A 20,278-nucleotide genomic window follows, 5' to 3' on the forward strand; every position below is an offset into this window, starting at 1 on the left:
CTTTCATAGCAAACCAGGCACCGGCCAGCTTGGCACACAGCTTGCAACACTGATCCCACAGACCACCAGGTCTTCAGGCAGGCAACACCCAATGGCGGGTGTCACCCACCGAACCGGACAAAGGCGTCCTTATCCGCAGGGGCTCGTTTTCGAGCAGCCCCCGCGCGGTGAGGACGCCTTTTTTGTTTTTCGCCTTGTTTTCTCTTTGTCATTTGTCCCGCCTTCAACCGGAGCCCGCCCCATGACCGACCTGCTCAAAACCCGCCTCAGCCGACGCCGCGTCCTGCAAGCCGCCGCCATCGGCGCCGTGGGCATCGACCCCGCACTGCGTGCCGCCGTCTGGGCCCAGGGCTCGGACAAGCCCGAAAAGGAAGAAGTGAAGATCGGCTTCATCCCGCTGACCGACTGCGCCAGCGTGGTGATGGCCTCGGTGCTGGGCATCGACAAGAAGTACGGCGTGAAGATCGTGCCCAGCAAGGAAGCCAGCTGGGCCGGCGTGCGCGACAAGCTGGCCAACGGCGACCTCGACATGGCGCACGTGCTCTACGGCCTGGTCTACGGCATGCACCTGGGCCTGAGCGGCCCGAAGAAGGACATGGCCGTGCTCATGACCCTCAACAACAACGGCCAGGCGATCACGCTGTCGAAGAAGCTGGCCGACAAGGGCGCTGTGGATGCCGCATCGCTCGCCAAGCTCATCGCCAGCGAGAAGCGCGAATACACCTTCGCCCAGACCTTCCCCACCGGCACGCACGCGATGTGGCTCTACTACTGGCTCGCCTCGGCCGGCATCGACCCGTTCAAGGACGTGAAGAACATCACCGTGCCGCCGCCGCAGATGGTGGCCAACATGCGCGTGGGCAACATGGACGGCTACTGCGTCGGCGAACCGTGGGGCCAGCGCGCCATCATGGACGGCATCGGCATCACGGCCATCACCACGCAGGACATCTGGAAGGACCACCCCGAGAAGGTGCTCGGCTGCACCGCCGAGTTCACGAAGAAGTACCCCAACACCGCGCGCGCCGTGACCGCCGCAGTGCTCGAAGCCAGCAAGTGGATCGACGCCGGCCTGCAGAACAAGAACAAGATGGCCGAGACCATCGCCGACAAGAGCTACGTCAACACCAGCGTGGACGCCATCAACCAGCGCATCCTGGGCCGCTACACCAACGGCCTGGGCAAGAGCTGGGACGACCCCAACCACATGAAATTCTACAACGGCGGCGCCGTGAACTTCCCGTACCTGTCGGACGGCATGTGGTTCCTCACGCAGCACAAGCGCTGGGGCCTGCTGAAGGAACACCCCGACTACCTGAAGGTGGCCACCGAGATCAACCGCATCGACATCTACAAGCAGGCCGCCGCCGCCACGCAGACGCCAGTGCCCAAGGAAACGATGCGCACCAGCAAGCTGTTCGACGGCTCGGTGTGGGACGGCAAGGACCCGAAGAAATACGCCGAGTCGTTCAAGATTCATGCATAGGGAGAGCAACATGGTCAGTGCCGTCTTTCATTCGCCCCTGGATGCATCCCTGCCTCCCCCTCTCCCGCGTGCGGGAGAGGGCCGGGGTGAGGGTGTTTCCCGCGCCGAGGCAGCCCCTCGCCCCAACCCTCTCCCCAAGGGGGAGAGGGAGCAAAAGCAACGCACACCCCGCGACCTGCGCGCCTTCTGGATGCGCGTGCTCCCGCCGCTCGCCGGCTTCGGCCTGCTGGTGCTGATCTGGGAACTGGTGGCCATGAACAGCACCACCGGCTTTCCCACGCCGTACGCCACCTGGCAGCAGGCACTCACCGTGTTCAGCGATCCGTTCTACAGCAAAGGCCCGAACGACCAGGGCGTGGGCTGGAACGTGCTGTCTTCGCTGCAGCGCGTGGCGCTGGGCTTCGGACTTGCGGCGCTGGTGGGCATTCCTGCGGGCTTTGCCATCGGCCGCTTCGAGTTCCTCGCGCGCATGTTCAACCCGCTGATCAGCCTGCTGCGCCCGGTGTCGCCGCTGGCCTGGCTGCCCATCGGCCTGCTGGTGTTCAAGGGCGCCAACCCGGCCGCCATCTGGACCATCTTCATCTGCTCGATCTGGCCGATGGTGATCAACACCGCCGTGGGCGTGCAGCGCGTGCCCAGCGACTACATGAACGTGGCGAAGGTGCTGAACCTGAGCGAATGGAAGATCCTCACCAAGATCCTGTTTCCCGCCGTGCTGCCCTACATGCTGACCGGCGTGCGCCTCGCAGTGGGCACCGCGTGGCTGGTGATCGTGGCGGCCGAGATGCTGACCGGTGGCGTCGGCATCGGCTTCTGGGTGTGGGACGAGTGGAACAACCTCAACGTCGCCAACATCATCATCGCGATCTTCGTGATCGGCATCGTCGGCCTGGTGCTGGAGTTCGCGCTCATCAAGCTCGCCACGGCGTTCACGTTTGAAGAGGTGAAGTCATGAGCCGCACGGCCGCTCCGAAGGCGAATACCGCAGCGCTGCTGCGCGGAGGTTTCCAATGAACGACGACTCCAAGTACATCGAGATCCACGGCGTCGAACAAGCTTTCAAGACGCCCAAGGGTCGCTTTCTCGCGCTGCGCGACATCAACCTCAATGTGGCCAAGGGCGAGTTCATCACGCTGATCGGCCACTCGGGCTGCGGCAAGTCGACGCTGCTGAACCTGATCGCCGGGCTCACCACGCCCACGCAGGGCGTGCTGCTGTGCGCCAACCGCGAGATCAGGGGTCCCGGCCCCGAGCGCGCGGTGGTGTTCCAGAACCATTCGCTGCTGCCCTGGCTGACCTGCTTCGAGAACGTTTATCTCGCCGTCGAGCGCGTGTTCGCGGCATCGGAAACCAAGGCCCAGTTGCGCGAGCGCACCGACGCCGCACTCGCACTGGTCGGCCTCACGCCCGCCGCACAGAAGCGCCCCGGAGAAATCTCAGGTGGCATGAAGCAGCGCGTGGGCATTGCACGCGCGCTGTCGATGGAACCCAAGGTGCTGCTGATGGACGAGCCCTTCGGCGCGCTCGACGCCCTCACCCGCGCCAAGCTGCAAGACGAGTTGCTGGCCATCGTGCAGAAGACGCAGAGCACCGTCGTCATGGTCACCCACGACGTCGACGAAGCCGTGCTGCTGAGCGACCGCATCGTGATGCTGACCAACGGCCCGGCCGCCACCATCGGCGACGTGCTCACGGTGGGCATCGCCCGCCCGCGCAACCGCGTGGCGCTGGCCGAAGACCCGGCCTACGTGCACGCCCGCAAGGCGGTGATCGACTTCCTCTACACGCGCCAGGCGCATGTAGAAAAAACCGCGGCCTGATCCAACGGCGGTCGCACAACCGGCATCAGGACATGATGACCTGCAGGCTGTGCTCGTACCAACCGGTGAGGCGCTCGAAGGTGTCGACGAGCGCCTCGCTGGAACGCACCAGCGTGGCACGGCCTTCGGGGCTGTCGAGCGCCTGCACGCCGCCGACCAGCCGCAGCCATTCTTCACGCGCGGTCACCAATGCAGCGCGGATCTCGGGTGAACTGAGCGGCGCGCGTTCCAGCTCCAGCAACGCGGCTTCGAACTCGTTCATCGTCGGCAGCAGGCGGCCATGCGAAGCATCTGCTGCGAGCGTCGATGCCAGCAATGCATCTTTTGCCAGGCGTTGTGCCCGCATGCGCTGCCGTCCGCAGATGTTGACGATGCGCAGCGCGCGCCGCGCGCCAGATGCTTCCAGCGCCTCCGTCATGGCCTCGGCCGCCAGCAGCAAGGCCTCGCCGCGCGCATCGATCTCGGCCAGCCCCTGCGCCGCGGGTTTTGCAGCCAGCGACGTGGCCAACCCGTTCCAGGCCGACTGCACTTCGCCCAGCGCAAGCACGCCGGCCGCGCCCAGTTCAAGGGTCGCCAGATGATCCAGGTTCTGCTGCACCCGCTCGGTCGACTGCGTGCGCAACACGCGCGCACGCTGCACGTCGATGCCGGCCAGAAGCTGTGCCGCCACCCGCACCAGCCGCTGCGAGAGCATGCGCAGTTGCCCGGCGCGATTGATCGCATCGGCCCACTGCGCGGCCTCGATGACCGAGCGCGAGACCTCGCCCAGCCGAAGGTTCGCGTGCATGGCCGCGCCGCGCAGCAGGCCGAAGGCTTCGTCCTCGCCGATGCCGCGCGCGGACATCAGCAGGCCCTTGGCGCGATCGACCCATTTGCGCTCGTCCATGCGCGTGCGAAGGCTTTCGAGTTCGGTGCGCAGCGCAAGCTCGCGTTGCCAGCGGGCTTGCGCCCTTGCGGTCAACGCCGTCAGCGCGGGCCCGTCCAAGCCATCGAGCACCGCCCACGCCTGCACACCGAGCGCAACCAGCGCCTCGTGCTGCCCGCCGTGGAGCGGCGCGCTGACGAGGCTCACCGCGCAAGGCGGCACGCCGTTCCAGCCCTGCAGCGCATCGCGCAGCGCCTGCAGTTGATCGACGGGCATCGGCTGCGGCAGCCAGACCAGCACCTGTTGCGGTGCGAGCACCCCCGCCTGCTGCACCAGCGTGTGGCAGTTCGCGCGCCCCAGCACCGTGGCACCGGACCCCGCCAGCACGCGCTCGAGCGGCTCCGGCAAGGGCTCGAAGGCGGCGAATTCATTGGGCAGAACGAGAAGAAGGGAAATCATGGCGGGGCATCGAAAGGCACGGCAAGCATAGGCCACGCCCGCGCGAATTCGCAGGCACGCCTCTTGCATCGAATGGGACGCGGTGTAACGAAGCACCGCTTTGGTGAGGTTGCAGCTTCCTGCATCCGGCCCGGTGTCTTCATCGCCGGGCACCACCCCCACGCCGGCAGCGCCCGCTGCCGGCACACCACCCCCACCCCGTCCGACGACGCAGCCCACGAAAGGCCGCGCCGCGGCATTTCGCACGATTGAACGACACCATGTCCAGCTTCAGGACCTTCTTGCACTCAGGCCACGGCCCGACGCTGTTCGCGGCCTTCCTGTACTTCTCGTTCTCGTGTTGCATCTGGGTGCTCAACGGCGCGATGGCGCCCTTCATCGGCGAAACCTTCGACCTCTCGCCGGCGCAGAAGGGCCTGATGCTGTCGGTGCCGATCATCGCGGGCGCGCTCATGCGCTTTCCGCTGGGCATCCTCTCGCAGTACATCGGCCGCAAGAAGGCCACGCTGGTCGAGATGGGCCTCATTGCCGTGGCCATGCTGTTCGGCTTTTTCTTCGTCAAGAGCTTCAACGACCTGCTCGCCATGGGCGTGCTGCTGGGCATTGCAGGCGCGAGCTTCGGCGTGGCGCTGTCGCTGGGTTCGGGCTGGTTCCCGCCGCAGCACAAGGGCCTGGCCATGGGCCTCGTGGGCGCTGGCAACGTGGGCACGGCGGTGTCGGTGCTGGTGGCCCCGCCGCTCGCGCAGTGGCTGGGCTGGCAGGCGGTGTACGGCGTGGCCGCGGTCGCCATCCTGATTCCGATGGCCGTGATGGTGGTGTTCGCCAAGGAGCCGCCCGACGTCGACAGCCATTCGAGTTTTCGCGAGCACATCGCCTGCCTGTTCGAGAAAGACGGCTGGGTGTTCAGCCTGATCTACGGCGTGACCTTCGGCGGCTTCATCGGCCTGACCACTTTCCTGCCCTCGTACTACTACGACCAGTTCGGCGTGAGCAAGGTGCAGGCGGGCCAGCTCACCATGCTCGCGGCCTTCATGGGCGCGGCGGTGCGCATCGTCGGCGGTTGGCTCTCCGACCGCTGGGGCGGCGTCAACACGCTGACAGTGGTGCTGGTGGTGGTGGCGGTGGGCCTTGTGCTGGTCGGGCTCGCTTCGGGTTCGCTGGTGCTCACCACGCTGCTGCTGATCGTCTGCTTCGCCGCACTGGGCGCGGGCAACGGCGCGCTGTTCCAGTTGGTGCCGCTGCGCTGGCCGACCAGCACCGCGGTGGCCGGCTCGATGATCGGCGAGATCGGCGCGCTGGGCGGCGGGCTGGTGCCCAACGCCATGGGCCTGTCGAAGCAGTACCTGGGCAGCTACCTCTGGGGCTTCGTCTTCTTCGGCGCGCTCTCGCTGGCCATGCTGGGCGTGATGCGCGTGATGCAGATCCGCTGGACGCGCACCTGGGCCGAAAAAGGTGGCCGTGCGCGCACCTCACCCGCCCCGGCTTCGGCCAAGTACACCGCACCGCGCAAGGCAGCACGGCCATGACCCTCTTCCGTCCGCCCTTGTCGTCAGCGTGGCAGGAACAGCAGCCACACCACGAGCAGTGCGTTGAAGAGCAAGGACACGCCGAGCGCGATCTTGTAGAGCATCACCGGGTCGCGACGGATCAGCGGCGTGGCGACGGGCGCACCGATGGCGCGGGAAGCACCACGCTCCAGCGCGAGCAGCATTTCCTCGGCGGTTTCGAAGCGTTCGCGCGGATCGCGGGCGACGGCCTTGCGCACCAGGTGGTCGAGCCACACCGGCACGTCGGGCCGCAGCCGCGACAGCGCGACCGGATCTCGCCGGTAGCGCGCCACCTGGTATGGCTCGATCTCGCCATAGGGCAAGTGGGCGCCGAGCCACTGGTAGAGCGTGGCGCCGAGCGCGAACAGGTCGCTGCCGGCATCGGCCACACCGCCCTCTTCCCATTGCTCGGGATTGATGTAGCTCGGCGTGCCGGCATGCAGCTCGCGCTGGACCGCACCCTCGCGCCCGGACAGGGCCACGCCCAGGTCGAGGATGCGCCAGCGTCCGTCGTCGCCCAGGTGCAGGTTACCGGGCTTGATGTCGCGGTGGACCACGCCGTGGCGGTGCAGCCGGCCGAGCGCCTTGCTCACCTGGATGGCTGCGGCGACCACCTCGGCCACCGTGCCGCGCGCACCGGACTTGCGCATCTGCTCCAGCGTGCGGCCGCCATGCCAGTCGAACACGATGTAGAGCGCGGTGGCGTTCTCGGCCCGCTCGTGCACGCGCACGAACCCGCCGCCCTCGCCCACGCGCTGGCCCAGCCAGGCTTCATGCGCCAGCATCGCGCGCTCCTGCGGGTCGCTGGCACGCGAGGGATGCAAGGTCTTCAGCGCCATCAGCTCTCGCGTGGCCGGGTGGCGTGCCTGGTAGAGCAGATGCACGCCGGTGTCGGCCACCAGAGCGGTGATGACGTAGCCGTCGAGCACGTCACCCACCTTCAGCAACGGCGGCGGCGCGAGCCGGCGGCCGTCGCCGAGTTCGTCGTCGAGCTGCCGCGCATCGAGGCCAACGACGCGGATCACCAACGCAGTGGCGTTGTCGCGCGTGCCGGCGTCGAGCGCCGCATGCACCAGCGCCTCGCTGGCCGCTTCGGCATCGCCCTGCAACGCGAGCGCGGCCACCTGCTGCGGCTTGAGCACGCCATGCACGCCGTCGGAGGTCAGCACGAAGCAGTCGCCCACGCGCACGTCGCCCTGGGCGTAGTCCACACGCACCTGGTCGTCCAGGCCGATGGCGCGCGTCAGGCGGCTGCGCATGTCGGGGTGCTCGAAGGCATGGTCCAAGGTCAGCGGCACGGCCGCTTCGCCATCGGCACGCACGCGCCAGGCGCGCGTGTCGCCCACATGCGCCAGCGTGTAGCTCTGGCCATGCAGCACCAGCGCGGTCAGGGTGGTCAGCGCGGTGGCGCTGCCCGCGCGGCGGCGGTTGTGGTCGGCCAGCCAGGCGTTCTGCGCGCCGATCAAACGGTCGAGCGCAGCGGTCGGCTCCCAGGTGTCGGGCGTGGCGAAGTAGTCGGCCAGCAAACCCATCACCGTGGTCTGTGCAGCCTCCAGACCCCGGCCGCCGGTGGACACGCCGTCGGCAATCGCTGCGATCAGTCCACGCGCCTCGTCGCCCGGCGGCGCATGCACGGCACCGGCGAAATCCTCGTTCACCTCGCGCGGCCCGCGAAGGCTGCTGTAGCCGATGTCCACTTCAAAGCTCATGGCGCCATTGTCCATGTGCGTCTCCACGCACGCCGTGTGCACACATTCGCTTGATTCCCAGGAAAGGTCCAGCCCCATGAAGAAACTCAAACTCGTGATGGTCGGCAACGGCATGGCCGGCGTGCGCACGCTCGAAGAGCTGCTGAAGATTGCACCCGAGCTGTACGACATCACCGTCTTCGGCGCCGAGCCGCACCCGAACTACAACCGCATCCTGCTGTCGCCGGTGCTGGCCGGCGAGCAGACGGTCGACGAGATCGTGCTCAACAGTTGGGAGTGGTACACCGACAACCACATCGCGCTGCATGCCGGCAAAAAGGTGGTCGAGGTCGACCGCGTCAAGCGCATCGTGCGCGCCGAAGATGGCACCGAGGCCGCCTACGACCGCCTGCTGATGTGCACCGGCTCCAACCCCTTCATGCTGCCGGTGCCCGGCAAGGACCTGAAGGGCGTGATCGCCTACCGCGACATCGCCGACACCGACTACATGATCGAGACCGCGCGCACGCACAAGAACGCGGTGGTCATCGGCGGCGGCCTGCTCGGTCTCGAAGCGGCCAACGGCCTGATGCTGCGCGGCATGAACGTGACCGTGGTGCATGTCATGCCCTGGCTCATGGAACGCCAGCTCGACGACGTGGCGGGCAAGCTGCTGCAGAAGTCGCTGGAAGACCGTGGCCTGAAATTCCTGATGGGCGCGCAGACGCAGGACATGGTCGGCAATGAAGACGGCCGCGTGAAGGCCATCCGCTTCAAGGACGGCACCGAAGTCGCGGCCGACCTGGTGGTGATGGCCGTGGGCATCCGCCCCAACGTGGACCTGGCCGAAAAGATGCGCCTGCACTGCAACCGCGGCATCGTCGTGACCGACACCATGCAGACCGTGACCGACGCGCGCATCTACTCGGTGGGCGAATGCGCGGCGCACCGGGGCATTGCCTACGGCCTGGTCGCGCCGCTGTTCGAACAGGCCAAGGTGGCGGCCAACCACCTGGCGCAGTTCGGCATCGGCCGCTACCTGGGCTCGCTGACCTCGACCAAGCTGAAAGTGACGGGCATCGACCTGTTCAGCGCCGGCGAGTTCATGGGCGGCGAAGGCACCGAAGAGATCGTCATGAGCGACCCCTTCGGCGGCGTCTACAAGAAGCTGGTGATCAAGGACGACAAGCTCGTTGGTGCCTGCCTCTATGGCGACACGGTGGACGGCAGCTGGTACTTCAAGCTGCTGCGCGACGGCCGCAGCGTGCACGACATCCGCGACAAGCTCATGTTCGGCGAATCGAACATCGGCGACACCGGGCACGAGGGCCACAGCAAGGCCGCGAGCATGCCCGACGACGCCGAAGTGTGCGGCTGCAACGGCGTGACCAAGGGCACCATCTGCAAGGCCATCAAGGACAAGGGCCTGTTCACGCTCGACGAGGTGAAGAAGCACACCAAGGCCAGCGCGAGCTGCGGCTCGTGCACCGGACTGGTCGAGCAGATCCTGATGTTCACCGCCGGCGGCGACTACTCGGCCACGCCCAAGAAAAAGGCCGTGTGCGGCTGCACCGACGTGAGCCACCAGGACGTGCGCGATGCCATCCGCAAGGAGCACTTCCTCACGCACGACGAGGTGTACCGCAACCTCGGCTGGCGCACGCCCAACGGCTGCGCCACCTGCCGCCCGGCCATCAACTACTACCTGATCAGCACCTGGCCGAAAGAGGCGAAGGACGATCCGCAAAGCCGCTTCATCAACGAGCGCAGCCACGCCAACATCCAGAAGGACGGCACCTACTCGGTCATTCCGCGCATGTGGGGCGGCCACACCACGCCCGACGAGCTGCGGCGCATTGCCGATGCGGCCGACAAATACAAGATCCCGACCGTCAAGGTCACGGGCGGCCAGCGCATCGATCTCTTGGGCGTGAAGAAGGAAGACCTGGAAGGCGTGTGGAAAGACATCGGCATGCCTTCGGGCTTTGCCTATGCCAAGTCGCTGCGCACGGTGAAGACCTGCGTGGGCAGCGAGTGGTGTCGCTTCGGCACGCAAGACAGCACGCAGATGGGCAAGGACCTGGAGCGCGCGCTGTGGGCCATGTACTCGCCGCACAAGGTCAAGCTGGCCGTGTCCGGATGCCCGCGCAACTGCGCCGAGGCCGGCATCAAGGACGTGGGCGTGATCGGTGTCGACTCGGGTTGGGAGCTGTACGTGGGCGGCAACGGCGGCATCAAGACCGAGGTGGCGCAGTTTCTCGTGAAGGTCAAGACCAGCGAGGAAGTGATGGAGTTCACCGGCGCCTTTCTGCAGCTCTACCGCGAGGAAGGCTGGTACCTGGAGCGCACGGTGCACTACATCGGCCGCGTGGGCCTGGACTACGTGAAGAAAAAGATCCTCGAAGACGCCGAGGGCCGCAAGGCGCTGTGGGAGCGGCTGCAGTTCGCGCTCGACGGCGAACCCGATCCGTGGTTCGAGTCGGCGCAGGCGTCGGTGGATGTGCGGCAGTTCGAGCCGCTGTCTGTCTGAACGGCAAGCGGAGAAACGCTTGAAACGAAGACACTTCATCGCCTCCACCGCGCTGACTGCCCTGACGGGGGTCAGCGTCCGTGCGCAAGTGGCCGACCTCAACGACGCCATCAACAAGGCGGGCCGTCAGCGCATGCTGTCGCAGCGCGCGAGCAAGGCCTATCTGGCGCTCTTGCAGAAGGTGGAACCGCGCAGCGCACAGCAGGTGCTCGACAAGTCGATCGCGCTGTTCGAAAAGCAACTGGGCGAACTCAAGGCCTTCGCACCGAGCGCCACGATCCGCGGCACCTATGACGCGCTCGACGGCACCTGGAACGATTTCAAGCGCGAGCTCATCAGCGCGACGCCGAGCAGGGAAGGAGCCGCCAAGGTCGTGAAGCTCGACGCCGCGGTGCTCGCGCTCGCGAACCAGGGCACCACCCAGTACGAAGCCGCCTCGGGCAAGCCCGTGGGCCGGCTGGTCAACATCGCGGGCCGGCAACGCATGCTGTCGCAGCGCATGGCCAAGTTCTACCTGGCCGGCGCGATGCAGATCGACGCGGCCGGCAGCGCAGCGGAGATTGCCAGGTCGCGCGCCGAATTCCTGGCTGCGCTGGACATCTTGCGCAATGCGCCGGAAGCCACCGCACAGATCCGCCAGGAACTGGTGCTGGCCGACGCGCAATGGATGTTCTTCAACCGCGGGCTCGAGCGCCTCGAGGGCGCCGTTGCCTCGCCCGCCCACATGTCCGACGTGTTCGTGACCAGCGAGAACCTGCTCGCCATCATGGACCGCGTGACCGGCCTGTATTCCGACCTCAAAACCTAGAGAGCCCCACCATGAGCGAATGGAAAGCCATCTGCCGCATCGACGACATCCCTGTACTCGGCGCGCGCCGCGTGGCGCGGCCCGCGGGCGTGGACGTCGCCGTGTTCCGCAACAGCGAAGACCAGGTTTTCGCGCTGCTCGACCGCTGCCCGCACAAGGGCGGCCCGCTGAGCCAGGGCATCGTGTTCGGCACCAGCGTGGCCTGCCCGCTGCACAACTGGGCCATCGGCCTGGACGACGGCTGCGCGAAATCGCCGGACGAAGGCTGCACGCCGAAGTTCGCCGTGAAAGTGACGGACGGCGTGGTGCATCTGGACGCCGGCGAACTGGCAACGCACGCCATCGACCTGGAGCGCCCGGTCGCCGGACCGAAGCCCTTCGCCGTGCTGTCCATCCTGTCCACGGCAGAAGGCTGAGGCGCCGCATGGTGCAAGAGACCCGCTCCACCTGCCCTTATTGCGGCGTCGGTTGCGGCGTCATCATCGAATCCGACGGCACGCAGATCACCGGCGTGCGCGGCGACCCCGACCACCCGGCCAACTTCGGGCGGCTGTGCACCAAGGGCTCGACGCTGCACCTCACGGCCAGCGCCACGGTCACCCGCCAGACCCGGCTGTTGCAGCCGATGCAGCGCGTCGTGCGCGGCGAGGCACCGATGGTGGTCTCATGGGACACGGCCCTGGACAACGCCGTCGGCAAGTTCGCGCAGGTCATCCAAGACCACGGCCCCGATGCCGTCGGCTTCTACGTCTCGGGCCAGTTGCTGACCGAGGACTACTACGTCTTCAACAAGCTCGCCAAAGGCCTGATCGGCACCAACAACGTCGACACCAACTCGCGCCTGTGCATGAGCAGCGCCGTGGCCGGCTACAAGCAGACACTGGGGGCCGATGCACCACCGGCCTGCTACGACGACCTGAAGCATGCGCAGTGCCTGTTCATCGTGGGCAGCAACACCGCCTGGGCGCACCCGATCCTGTTTCGCCGCATCGAGGATGCGAAGGCCGCCAACCCGGCGCTCAAGATCATCGTCGCCGACCCGCGCCGCACCGACACGGTCGAGATTGCCGACCTGTTCCTGCCGATCCAGCCCGGCACCGACGTGATGCTGTTCAACGGCATGCTGCACCTGATGCTGTGGGAGGGCTGGATCGATGCTGCGTACATCGCCGCCCACACCGACGGCTTCGACACGCTGAAGGCCACGGTGCGCGAATGCACGCCTGACAAAGTGGCGCAGGTCTGCGGCATCCCCAAGGACGACCTGCTGGCGGCCGCGCGGCTGTTCGCCACATCGCCCGCCACGCTGAGCCTGTATTGCCAGGGCCTGAATCAGTCGTCGAGCGGCACCGCGAAAAATGCGGCGTTGATCAACCTGCACCTGGCCACCGGCCAGATCGGCAAGCCGGGCGCCGGCCCGTTCTCGCTGACCGGCCAGCCCAATGCGATGGGCGGGCGCGAAGTCGGCGGCCTGGCCAACCTGCTGAGCGCGCACCGCGACCTGTCCAACCCCGAACACCGCGCCGAAGTGGCTGCACTGTGGGGCGTGCCCTCGGTGCCCGAGAAGCCGGGCAAGACCGCGGTCGAGATGTTCCAGGCCGCCGCAGACGGCGAAATCCGCGCGCTGTGGATCGCCTGCACCAACCCCGCCCAATCGATGCCCGACCAGGCCACCGTGCGCCGCGCGCTCGAACGCGCCGAGTTCGTGGTGGTGCAGGAAGCCTTTGCCACCACCGCCACCTGCGCCTTCGCCGACCTGCTGCTGCCCGCCACCACCTGGGGCGAGAAGGATGGCAGCGTGACCAACAGCGAGCGCCGCATCTCGCGCGTGCGCCCGGCCATCGCAGCGCCGGGCGAAACGCGGCACGACTGGTCGATCGCAGTCGACTTCGCGCGCCGGCTCGAACGGCTCTTGGGCCGCACGTACTCGCTGTTCCCCTATGCAACGGCCGAATCGGTCTGGAACGAACACCGCGAAACCACCCGTGGGCGCGACCTCGACATCACCGGCATGAGCTACGCGATGCTCGACGACATCGGCCCGCAGCAGTGGCCGCTGAAAGAAGGCGAAAGCACCGGTCGCGTGCGCCTCTACGAAGACGGCGTGTTCCCCACGCCGGACGGCCGCGCGCGCTTTGTCGACACGCCCTACAAGCCCGTGGCCGAGGCCCGCGAGGCGCGCTACCCTTTCTCGCTCAACACCGGCCGCCTGCGCGACCAGTGGCACGGCATGAGCCGCACCGGCACCGTCGGCAAGCTGTTCGGCCACGTGGCCGAGCCCATGGTGCAGATGAATGCACAGGACATGGCACGCCGGCAGATCAAGGAAGGCGACCTGGTGCACCTGACCTCCAAGCGAGGCTCGATCCTGCTGCCCGCGCGCGCCAGCGCCGAGATCGGCATGAGCCAGGCCTTCGTCGCGATGCACTGGGGCGAGGAATACCTGAGCGGCTGCTCGTCGACCGGCACGCGGCTGGCCGGCATCAACGCTCTCACCACGCCGGCCTACTGCCCCACGTCGAAGCAGCCCGAGCTGAAGCACACGCCGGTGAAGATCCTCAAGGCCGAATTGCCGTGGTCGCTGCTGGCCATGGCCTGGCTGCCTTCCGATGCGGCGCTCACTGCGCACCGCGCGCTGCAACCGCTGATGGCGCTGTTTCCGTTCGCGACCTGCGTGCCGTTCTCTGGCAACACGGCGGGTGCGGAACGCAGCGGCATGCTGTTTCGCGCCGCCGGGCACGATGCGCCGGCCGATGCGCTGCTGGCGCAGATCGAGGCCCTGCTCGGCCTGCAGGGCAGCGACACCCTGCGCTATGCCGACCGCCGCCGCGGGCAACGCCGCTCGGCGCGGCTGGTGCGCCGCGCCGATGACAGCGCCGGCCTCGAAGCCTTCCTGCTCGCCGGCGACACCAGCGCCGAAGCCTGGATCGCGACGCTGCTGCGCGAGGAACTGCCGGCGCAGAGCTATGGCCGCCTGCTGCTGTCGCCCGGCGCGCGGGCGCCGCTGGCGGTGCAGTCGCGCGGCAAGCCTGTGTGCACCTGCTTCAATGTGACCGACCTGGCGATTCAGGCCGAACTGGGCCGGTGCAGCGGCAGCGCCGACGAGCGGCTCGCCGCCTTGCAGGGCGCGTTGAAGTGCGGCACGAACTGCGGATCGTGCATTCCCGAGCTGAAACGCATGGTGCGCGTGATGCCGTCCGAGGCGATGGCGGTGGCGCCATGAGCCCCTGTCTTGCTCCCTCCCCTCCCGGGGGAGGGCTGGGGTGGGGGCAAGCGGCGCCTGCGCCGAGCGCTCTGCCTGCCCCCATCCCAACCTTCCCCCAAAGGGAGAAGGGGCAAAACCAAGGCATAAGCCGACTCGCATTTCGGCATAAGCCTTGCAGGACAATCCGCACACCCATGGGAATCAGCCAATACATCAAGGAAATCGGCCGCGGCGCGCGAGGCGCCAAGCCGCTCACGCGCGAACAGGCCACCGACCTGTTCGGCCAGGTGCTGGACGGCACCGTCACCGACCTCGAAATCGGCGGCTTCTGCCTCGCCATGCGCATCAAGGGCGAGACGCCGGAAGAAATGGCCGGCTTCCTCGACGCCACGCATGCACGGCTCCATCACATCCCCGCCACCGACCGCCCGCTGATCGTGCTGCCCAGCTACAACGGCGCGCGCAAGCTGCCGGTGCTCACGCCACTGCTGGCGCTGCTGCTGGCGCGCGAGGGCCTGCCGGTGCTGGTGCACGGCAGCGCGAGCGAAACCTCGCGCGTGCTGGCGTCGAATGTGCTCGCGGCAATGGGCATGCCGCCGCTCACGGCCATCCGCCCCATCGCCGCAGGCGAAGTGGGCTTTGCGCCCACCGAGCTGCTGAACCCCACGCTGAAGCGCTTGCTCGACGTACGCCGCGTGGTCGGCCTGCGCAACCCGGGCCACAGCGTGGTCAAGCTGATGCAGCCCACCACCGGCCCCTGCGTGGTGGTCGCGAGCTACACACACCCCGAATACGCCCGCACCATGGGCGAGACCTTCGAGCTGATGGGCATGACCGCCCTGCTCTCGCGCGGCCTCGAAGGCGAAGTGGTGTCCGACCCGCGCCGCACCGCGCAGATCGACGGCTTTACGCGCGGCGTGCGCACCGAACTGCAGGCGCAGGCCAGCGGCACCGCCGCAGACGTGCCGGGCCTGCCCAAGGAAATCGACGTCGCCACCACGGCCGACTACACGCGCCGCGTGCTGGCCGGAGAGCTTCCCGTGCCCGAAGCCATCGCGACGCAAGTCAGGCACATCACGCAACTGGCATCCCACGCATGAACACCCCATCCACCTCCCTCATCACCGGCCGCTGCACGCTGGTGGGCGCCGGCCCCGGCGACCCGGAACTGCTGACCGTCAAGGCCGTCAAGGCAATCCAGGCGGCGACCGTGCTGCTGGTCGACGACCTCGTGAACGACGAAATCCTGGCCTATGCGCGGCCCGACGCGCGCATCGTGCACGTGGGCAAGCGCGGCGGCTGCAAGAGCACGCCGCAGGCGTTCATCGAGCGACTCATGATCACCGCGGTGCACGAAGGCGAAACGGTGGTGCGGCTCAAGGGCGGCGACCCGTTCATCTTCGGCCGCGGTGGCGAAGAAGTGGAGCACCTGCGTGAAGCCGGCATCGAATGCACGGTGGTCAACGGCATCACGGCCGGCCTGGCCGCCGTGACTGCGCTGGGCGTGCCGCTCACGCACCGCGACCATGCGCAGGGTGTGGTGTTCGTCACCGGCCACGCCAAGACCGGCGCCGGTGCTTCAGAAGACCCGACCGACTGGCGCGCCCTGGCCGCGACGGCGCACAACGCGCGCCTGACGTTGGTGATCTACATGGGTGTGGCGGGCGCGGGGCATATTGAACGCGAGCTGCTGCAAGGCCTGCCGGGCAACACGCCGGTGGCCGTGATCCAGCACGCGAGCCTGCCGCACCAGCGGCACATCGCGACCACCCTCGACAAGCTGCAAAGCGGCATCGCCGAGGCCGGCCTTGCGAGTCCGGCGGTGATCGTGGTGGGCGACGTGCTGCGCGGGCTGGCAGCGGCGGCGCTGCCGGCGTCTGCAACGGACCGCTTCGGCACCTGAGCGCCGCAACGGCGGCGGCAGCAGGGCTCAGCCGAAGTAGGGATGCTCGGCGGGGAACAGCGCCCGCTTGACGAATCTGCGCCACTGAGCAGGTGCGCGATCACCCAGCACGATCAGGCCGGCGCTGTAGGCCTGGGCCCGGTACTGCACCGTCAGGCCCGCGATCGCCTCCTCGGCACGGCGCGCATCTTTGGTGGTCTGAAGCACGGTCACGAATTCACGCACCTTTCGTGCGTCTTCGGGCGACATGTACTTGAGCAATTCCATCGGCTTGTCAGTGGAGCGCCCGTGCTTGATCGCGAGCCCGATGGAGGGAAGCAGCGCATCGAAGTCGCTGACCGTGATCGCCGGGTAGGACTCCAGCGCCTTGGCCACCTGTTTCTGGCTCGCACCGTCGGACGCGCCGATAAGCACCAGCAGCCGAACCGGCGGCTGCGTCCCCGAGGTGGCGAGCCCGAAGGCCTTGTCCAATTGGCCCCGCCCCATGGCGATGTAGCCGAAGGCGGAACTGTCTGGAGGAATGTCCTTGCCGCTCTCCAACATTTGCTGGATCTGCAGGAAATTCGACTTGGCCCGGAGGTCGTCGAGCGGTGCGGCCTCGCCCTGCTCGACGCGCCGGATGCGCGCGAGGTCGTCGGTCGTGATGATGCTCAGGAACGGCGCCTTGGCTCCCGCTCTCTCGTAAGCGCGTCGTGCTTCGGGCCACGCCTGCTCGCCGGCCCACGCATGCCCTGCGGCATAGGCGAACCAGGCGCTGTCGGGGTATTCGGCGGCACCCTTCTTGAACGCGGCGTCCTTGGCGACCGGGTCGCGCATGCAGCGCACGACCAGATAGCCCAGGTCGCTCACGCCCGGATTCGCCTGTGCCAGCGCGCGATGCCGCTCGCAGAGGCGCTCATGCGCTTCGGGCGAGGTTGCCAGGTTCTGCTGCTCGCGCAATGACACGACTTCGAGCGGCGCGCGCGCCACGCGCTCGGCGACGATCTGCGCATGGCTCTCGGGCGCCTGTTGCTCGGCGGCCGCCAGCCATTCGAGCAGGTAGGCCGACTGGCCCGAATCCCACTTGCCGTGCGCCTCGATCAACGCCTTGCGGTCGCTCTCGGCGTCCACCATGCTCAGGTTGTTGCTGGCAGAGCGGGTCTCGGGCCCGCTGATGACCGAGCGTGTACCGCTGCTGCCCTTGCGCGTGGTGATCTGTTGCGGGGGAGCTTCGAACAGCACATCGGCCGATTGCGTTGACCAGCGCGGCGTACCGATTTTTCTTTCAGGTGGCGCGGTGCTGGGCCCATACACCGCCGTCCACGCGACCATCGGCGCCGCGCCGGCCACGTTGTAGACATACCGTACCCCGATCAGCTCCGGGTTGGCCGAGAACGATTCGATCTCCAGCCCTTCGGCCGTGCGCGCGCTCAGCGCGATCTGCTTGTCGGCCTCCACCTCGAAGCTGCGCTTGCCGCCCGGCGGCAGTGTCGCGCTATGGCCGCCGACACGGACCTTCACCTCACGGTCGAGTCCGTTGTACGCAATCACGCTGGCGCTGCCCAGCGTGGTGCTCACGCCCATGAGGCTGGCGATCACGCCACCGGCCACGGCAAAGCGTGCGGCACCGGCCCACCAGCCGTCGGCCGTCTGGAAGCGCGACCAGGCGTCGAGCTTTTTCTGGCGCGGGCGCTCCTGCCCGCTCGTCAGCGTGGCGTAGGTGCCCGGCACCACCGGCGCGGGCGGCACCACGCCGGCCGGCGCCTGCGACAGGGCGACGTCGCCCAGCCGCGCCTCGGTGCGCAGCAACTGGTCGAGTGCCGCTCGCCGCAAGCTGCCGAGCGCGCGCACCATCGGCCGGACCCAGCTGTCCGAAGCCTTGAGCCACTCGTTGATGTTCTCTCGCGTGGGGTAGCCGAAGTTGAATTCGCCCACCATCGCCGACCAGCTCTCGCGCCCCATCAGGGCCAGCGCATCGGGGCCGGCCTCGATGCCGGGCGCGTCCTTCGCGATCTCGGCCATGCCGCTGAAGAGCGCGCTCGCGTTCGCCACCACGCGCTGGGCCTCGGCCTCGTTGGTCTTGCGCTTGGCGGTGACCATGGCCAGGGTATTGAGCATGGCCGCCTGAAGGTCGATCAGGTTGGCTTCGACGTGTTCGGCGTAGTGCAGCAGCCGCAGTTGGGCCAGCCATCCGGCCTCCCACTCGGGGCCCAGCACCACGGCCAGCGCACGCGCGGTGGAGCGGCAACGGCGGTCGTGCGCTTCGAGTTCGCGTTCGACATCGGCAATGTCGCGCGCAACCTCGGCGACAGCCCCGGCCAGTTCGCGCTTCTTGATGGCCTTGCCGCGATGCTCCAGGCGCGGCCCCTCGCTCCTGGCGATGCCGTCCTGCACCGCCACCAGCGCGGCCCGTTCGTGCAGCAGCGCGTCGAGTCGTTCGAGGGCACCCGACAAAGACTCCGGATAGAGCCCCGGCAACGCGGCGGCCGCTTCCGAAGCGCTCATGCGGTCGAAGAGCTGCTCGGCCGTGTGCTGCGAGCGTGTGACGGCCCGCCCGAGGTACACGCCGCGGTAGCGCCGCTTGTACGACTCGCGGTCGTACTCGGCATCGAGCGCCTCCCGCACGGCTTCGCGCGTGGCGGTCTCGGGCGGCGGAACGACGTGGCTGACGAGTTCGTGGCAGATGCGTTCGCGAAAGGCCTGGGCCTCGTCGAACAACTCCCAGGCGGAGCTTTCGCGGGTCTCGGCCGCAAGGTAGACCTTCTTCGCGTTGTCCTCGCGCTCGTGGCTGGCCGGGTGCGTGGCCCACATGCGCGACACCGACACCCTGTTGCGCTTGAAGATGCGATGCGCGGCCGGGCCGTCCGCCGGCACGGGCGGCGGAACGCCGTAGCCCGGGTCGTCGTAGATCACCCGCAGCTTCTGCAGGATGGTCACCTGGATGTCGTAGAGGTCCGGTGCGGCACGGCCCTTGTGCAACTGCTGGTTGGCGAATTCAAGGGTCCGGTCCCAGGCTGCGTCGGCCGCCTGCATCTTGTAGAGCGCGTCGATCAGCGCATCGCTGCCCGCCAGGCTCACCGACACGCGGTCGGCCTGGAACTCCATCTCGCGCGACAGGGCACGATCGGCCAGCACCACGACGCGGAACAGGCTGTCCACCACCGAGCGGATCGACCACACCAGCAGCGAGAACAGCCAGCCGATCCATGCAATGCGAACGTCGGTGCGCGAGAGGCCTTCGAGAAAGCGGTCGAGACCGTCGCGCTTGGCCACGATGTGCGCCGCGATCTGCTGCGCCAGATAGACCCAGCGGCCGACCGCCATGCTGCGCTGCGCGAAGTGCCCGAACTCGTGCGCCAACACCGCCTTGAACTCGGAGACGGTCAGCACGTTCACCAGCGGCAAGCCGATCTCCAGGTTCTTCTTCGACGGAAGGAAGAAGTTGAGCAGCGAGAGGTCGTAGAACACCGCCGCATTGACCCGCGACGACACATAGACCTTGGCGGGTCGCGGGGCCCGGGCTTCGTCCGCGAGCCGGTGGAGAAAGGCAAAGAGCCGGGGTTGCTCGGCCGCCGTGATTTCAGTCAGGCCGCCCATCTGTCCGCGCCGAACGAATACCAAAGCCTTCAGCATGAACACCGCGAGGAAACCGGCACCGAGGCCCACGAGCATCAGCACGAATCCGTCGCGCGACCCGTAGATCGAGGCACGGATGGAAAAGTACGCCTTCCAGGCCAGCCAGCCCGAGAACAGGAGATAGGCCGCCACGAACGCCAGCAGCGCCACCATCGCAAACCAGGCATGTCGCCGGTAGGCAGGCGATGCCTTCGCGAGTTGACTCCCTGCGCCAGCGGGGCCCGCCGGATAAAGCTGATCCACCATGTTGTTTCCCTCTTCCTCGCAAAACAAATCGTTGTTCTTCGGACCCGCAAATAACACCCGCCGGCCCATGCAACCGATAATTCCACTTCGATATGTGCGGATTCTT

General features: G+C 67.6%; 13 protein-coding genes. 10 read left to right on the forward strand and 3 right to left on the reverse strand.

Annotated features, from left to right (window positions below; genetic code table 11):
• Positions 1-241: 241 nt before the first annotated feature.
• From H7F35_RS00140 to H7F35_RS00150, 3 genes are read left to right on the forward strand one after another with little or no spacing between them, the layout of a single operon-like run.
• Positions 242-1,486, forward strand: a complete 1,245-nt coding sequence (locus H7F35_RS00140) for a CmpA/NrtA family ABC transporter substrate-binding protein (protein WP_187110990.1) — start codon at positions 242-244, stop codon at positions 1,484-1,486.
• Positions 1,487-1,496: 10 nt separating this feature from the next.
• Positions 1,497-2,441: a nitrate ABC transporter permease gene (ntrB, locus tag H7F35_RS00145; RefSeq protein ID WP_187110991.1), complete on the forward strand. Its 945-nt coding sequence runs from the start codon at positions 1,497-1,499 to the stop codon at positions 2,439-2,441.
• A gap of 55 nt (positions 2,442-2,496) precedes the next feature.
• The gene (locus H7F35_RS00150) at positions 2,497-3,306 is read left to right on the forward strand and encodes an ABC transporter ATP-binding protein (protein ID WP_187110992.1); all 810 of its coding nucleotides are present in this window, start codon (positions 2,497-2,499) and stop codon (positions 3,304-3,306) included.
• A gap of 25 nt (positions 3,307-3,331) precedes the next feature.
• Here the strand turns inward: H7F35_RS00150 and H7F35_RS00155 are convergent, their stop codons facing one another.
• Complete coding sequence (locus H7F35_RS00155; protein ID WP_187110993.1) at positions 3,332-4,630, reverse strand: ANTAR domain-containing protein; 1,299 nt, start codon at positions 4,628-4,630, stop codon at positions 3,332-3,334.
• Between the two features lie 260 nt (positions 4,631-4,890).
• On the opposite strand from H7F35_RS00155, the gene H7F35_RS00160 reads away from it, so the two are divergent.
• On the forward strand, positions 4,891-6,156 hold the full coding sequence (locus tag H7F35_RS00160; protein WP_187110994.1) for an MFS transporter: 1,266 nt from the start codon (positions 4,891-4,893) through the stop codon (positions 6,154-6,156).
• A 23-nt stretch (positions 6,157-6,179) separates the two neighbouring features.
• Here the strand turns inward: H7F35_RS00160 and H7F35_RS00165 are convergent, their stop codons facing one another.
• A complete protein-coding gene (locus H7F35_RS00165) occupies positions 6,180-7,886 on the reverse strand; it encodes a bifunctional protein-serine/threonine kinase/phosphatase (protein ID WP_187110995.1) in 1,707 nt (568 codons plus the stop codon).
• A 76-nt stretch (positions 7,887-7,962) separates the two neighbouring features.
• On the opposite strand from H7F35_RS00165, the gene nirB reads away from it, so the two are divergent.
• From nirB to cobA, 6 genes are all read left to right on the forward strand, one after another.
• Positions 7,963-10,395: a nitrite reductase large subunit NirB gene (gene nirB / locus H7F35_RS00170; RefSeq protein ID WP_187110996.1), complete on the forward strand. Its 2,433-nt coding sequence runs from the start codon at positions 7,963-7,965 to the stop codon at positions 10,393-10,395.
• 19 nt (positions 10,396-10,414) lie between these two features.
• Entirely contained in the window at positions 10,415-11,203 is a 789-nt protein-coding gene (locus H7F35_RS00175; protein WP_261803470.1) for a type IV pili methyl-accepting chemotaxis transducer N-terminal domain-containing protein, read from the forward strand.
• An 11-nt stretch (positions 11,204-11,214) separates the two neighbouring features.
• Positions 11,215-11,619 carry a nitrite reductase small subunit NirD gene (gene nirD, locus H7F35_RS00180; protein ID WP_187110998.1) on the forward strand — a complete coding sequence of 135 codons (405 nt, stop codon included), beginning with the start codon at positions 11,215-11,217 and terminating at the stop codon, positions 11,617-11,619.
• A gap of 8 nt (positions 11,620-11,627) precedes the next feature.
• A complete protein-coding gene (locus H7F35_RS00185; RefSeq protein WP_410010749.1) occupies positions 11,628-14,426 on the forward strand; it encodes a molybdopterin-dependent oxidoreductase in 2,799 nt (932 codons plus the stop codon).
• A 176-nt stretch (positions 14,427-14,602) separates the two neighbouring features.
• Positions 14,603-15,508, forward strand: coding sequence for a DNA-binding protein YbiB (gene ybiB, locus H7F35_RS00190; protein ID WP_187110999.1), 906 nt, complete (start codon positions 14,603-14,605; stop codon positions 15,506-15,508).
• Positions 15,505-16,311, forward strand: a complete 807-nt coding sequence (gene cobA / locus H7F35_RS00195; protein WP_187111000.1) for a uroporphyrinogen-III C-methyltransferase — start codon at positions 15,505-15,507, stop codon at positions 16,309-16,311. The genes ybiB and cobA overlap by 4 nt, the downstream gene beginning before the upstream one ends.
• Positions 16,312-16,338: 27 nt before the next feature.
• On the opposite strand, the gene H7F35_RS00200 is transcribed toward cobA, so the two are convergent.
• On the reverse strand, positions 16,339-20,172 hold the full coding sequence (locus tag H7F35_RS00200; protein ID WP_187111001.1) for a M48 family metallopeptidase: 3,834 nt from the start codon (positions 20,170-20,172) through the stop codon (positions 16,339-16,341).
• Positions 20,173-20,278: the final 106 nt, after the last annotated feature.

The sequence above is a fragment of the Variovorax sp. PAMC26660 genome (genome assembly GCF_014302995.1).
Lineage (GTDB): Bacteria > Pseudomonadota > Gammaproteobacteria > Burkholderiales > Burkholderiaceae_C > Variovorax.

What these genes read in the sequence shown, in the direction of transcription:
- H7F35_RS00140 (WP_187110990.1), top strand. Translation starts at nt 242, where the DNA reads ATGACCGACCTGCTCAAAACCCGCCTCAGCCGACGCCGCGTCCTGCAA.
- ntrB (WP_187110991.1), top strand. Translation starts at nt 1,497, where the DNA reads ATGGTCAGTGCCGTCTTTCATTCGCCCCTGGATGCATCCCTGCCTCCC.
- H7F35_RS00150 (WP_187110992.1), top strand. Translation starts at nt 2,497, where the DNA reads ATGAACGACGACTCCAAGTACATCGAGATCCACGGCGTCGAACAAGCT.
- H7F35_RS00155 (WP_187110993.1), bottom strand. Translation starts at nt 4,630, where the DNA reads ATGATTTCCCTTCTTCTCGTTCTGCCCAATGAATTCGCCGCCTTCGAG.
- H7F35_RS00160 (WP_187110994.1), top strand. Translation starts at nt 4,891, where the DNA reads ATGTCCAGCTTCAGGACCTTCTTGCACTCAGGCCACGGCCCGACGCTG.
- H7F35_RS00165 (WP_187110995.1), bottom strand. Translation starts at nt 7,886, where the DNA reads ATGAGCTTTGAAGTGGACATCGGCTACAGCAGCCTTCGCGGGCCGCGC.
- nirB (WP_187110996.1), top strand. Translation starts at nt 7,963, where the DNA reads ATGAAGAAACTCAAACTCGTGATGGTCGGCAACGGCATGGCCGGCGTG.
- nirD (WP_187110998.1), top strand. Translation starts at nt 11,215, where the DNA reads ATGAGCGAATGGAAAGCCATCTGCCGCATCGACGACATCCCTGTACTC.
- H7F35_RS00185 (WP_410010749.1), top strand. Translation starts at nt 11,628, where the DNA reads ATGGTGCAAGAGACCCGCTCCACCTGCCCTTATTGCGGCGTCGGTTGC.
- ybiB (WP_187110999.1), top strand. Translation starts at nt 14,603, where the DNA reads ATGGGAATCAGCCAATACATCAAGGAAATCGGCCGCGGCGCGCGAGGC.
- cobA (WP_187111000.1), top strand. Translation starts at nt 15,505, where the DNA reads ATGAACACCCCATCCACCTCCCTCATCACCGGCCGCTGCACGCTGGTG.
- H7F35_RS00200 (WP_187111001.1), bottom strand. Translation starts at nt 20,172, where the DNA reads ATGGTGGATCAGCTTTATCCGGCGGGCCCCGCTGGCGCAGGGAGTCAA.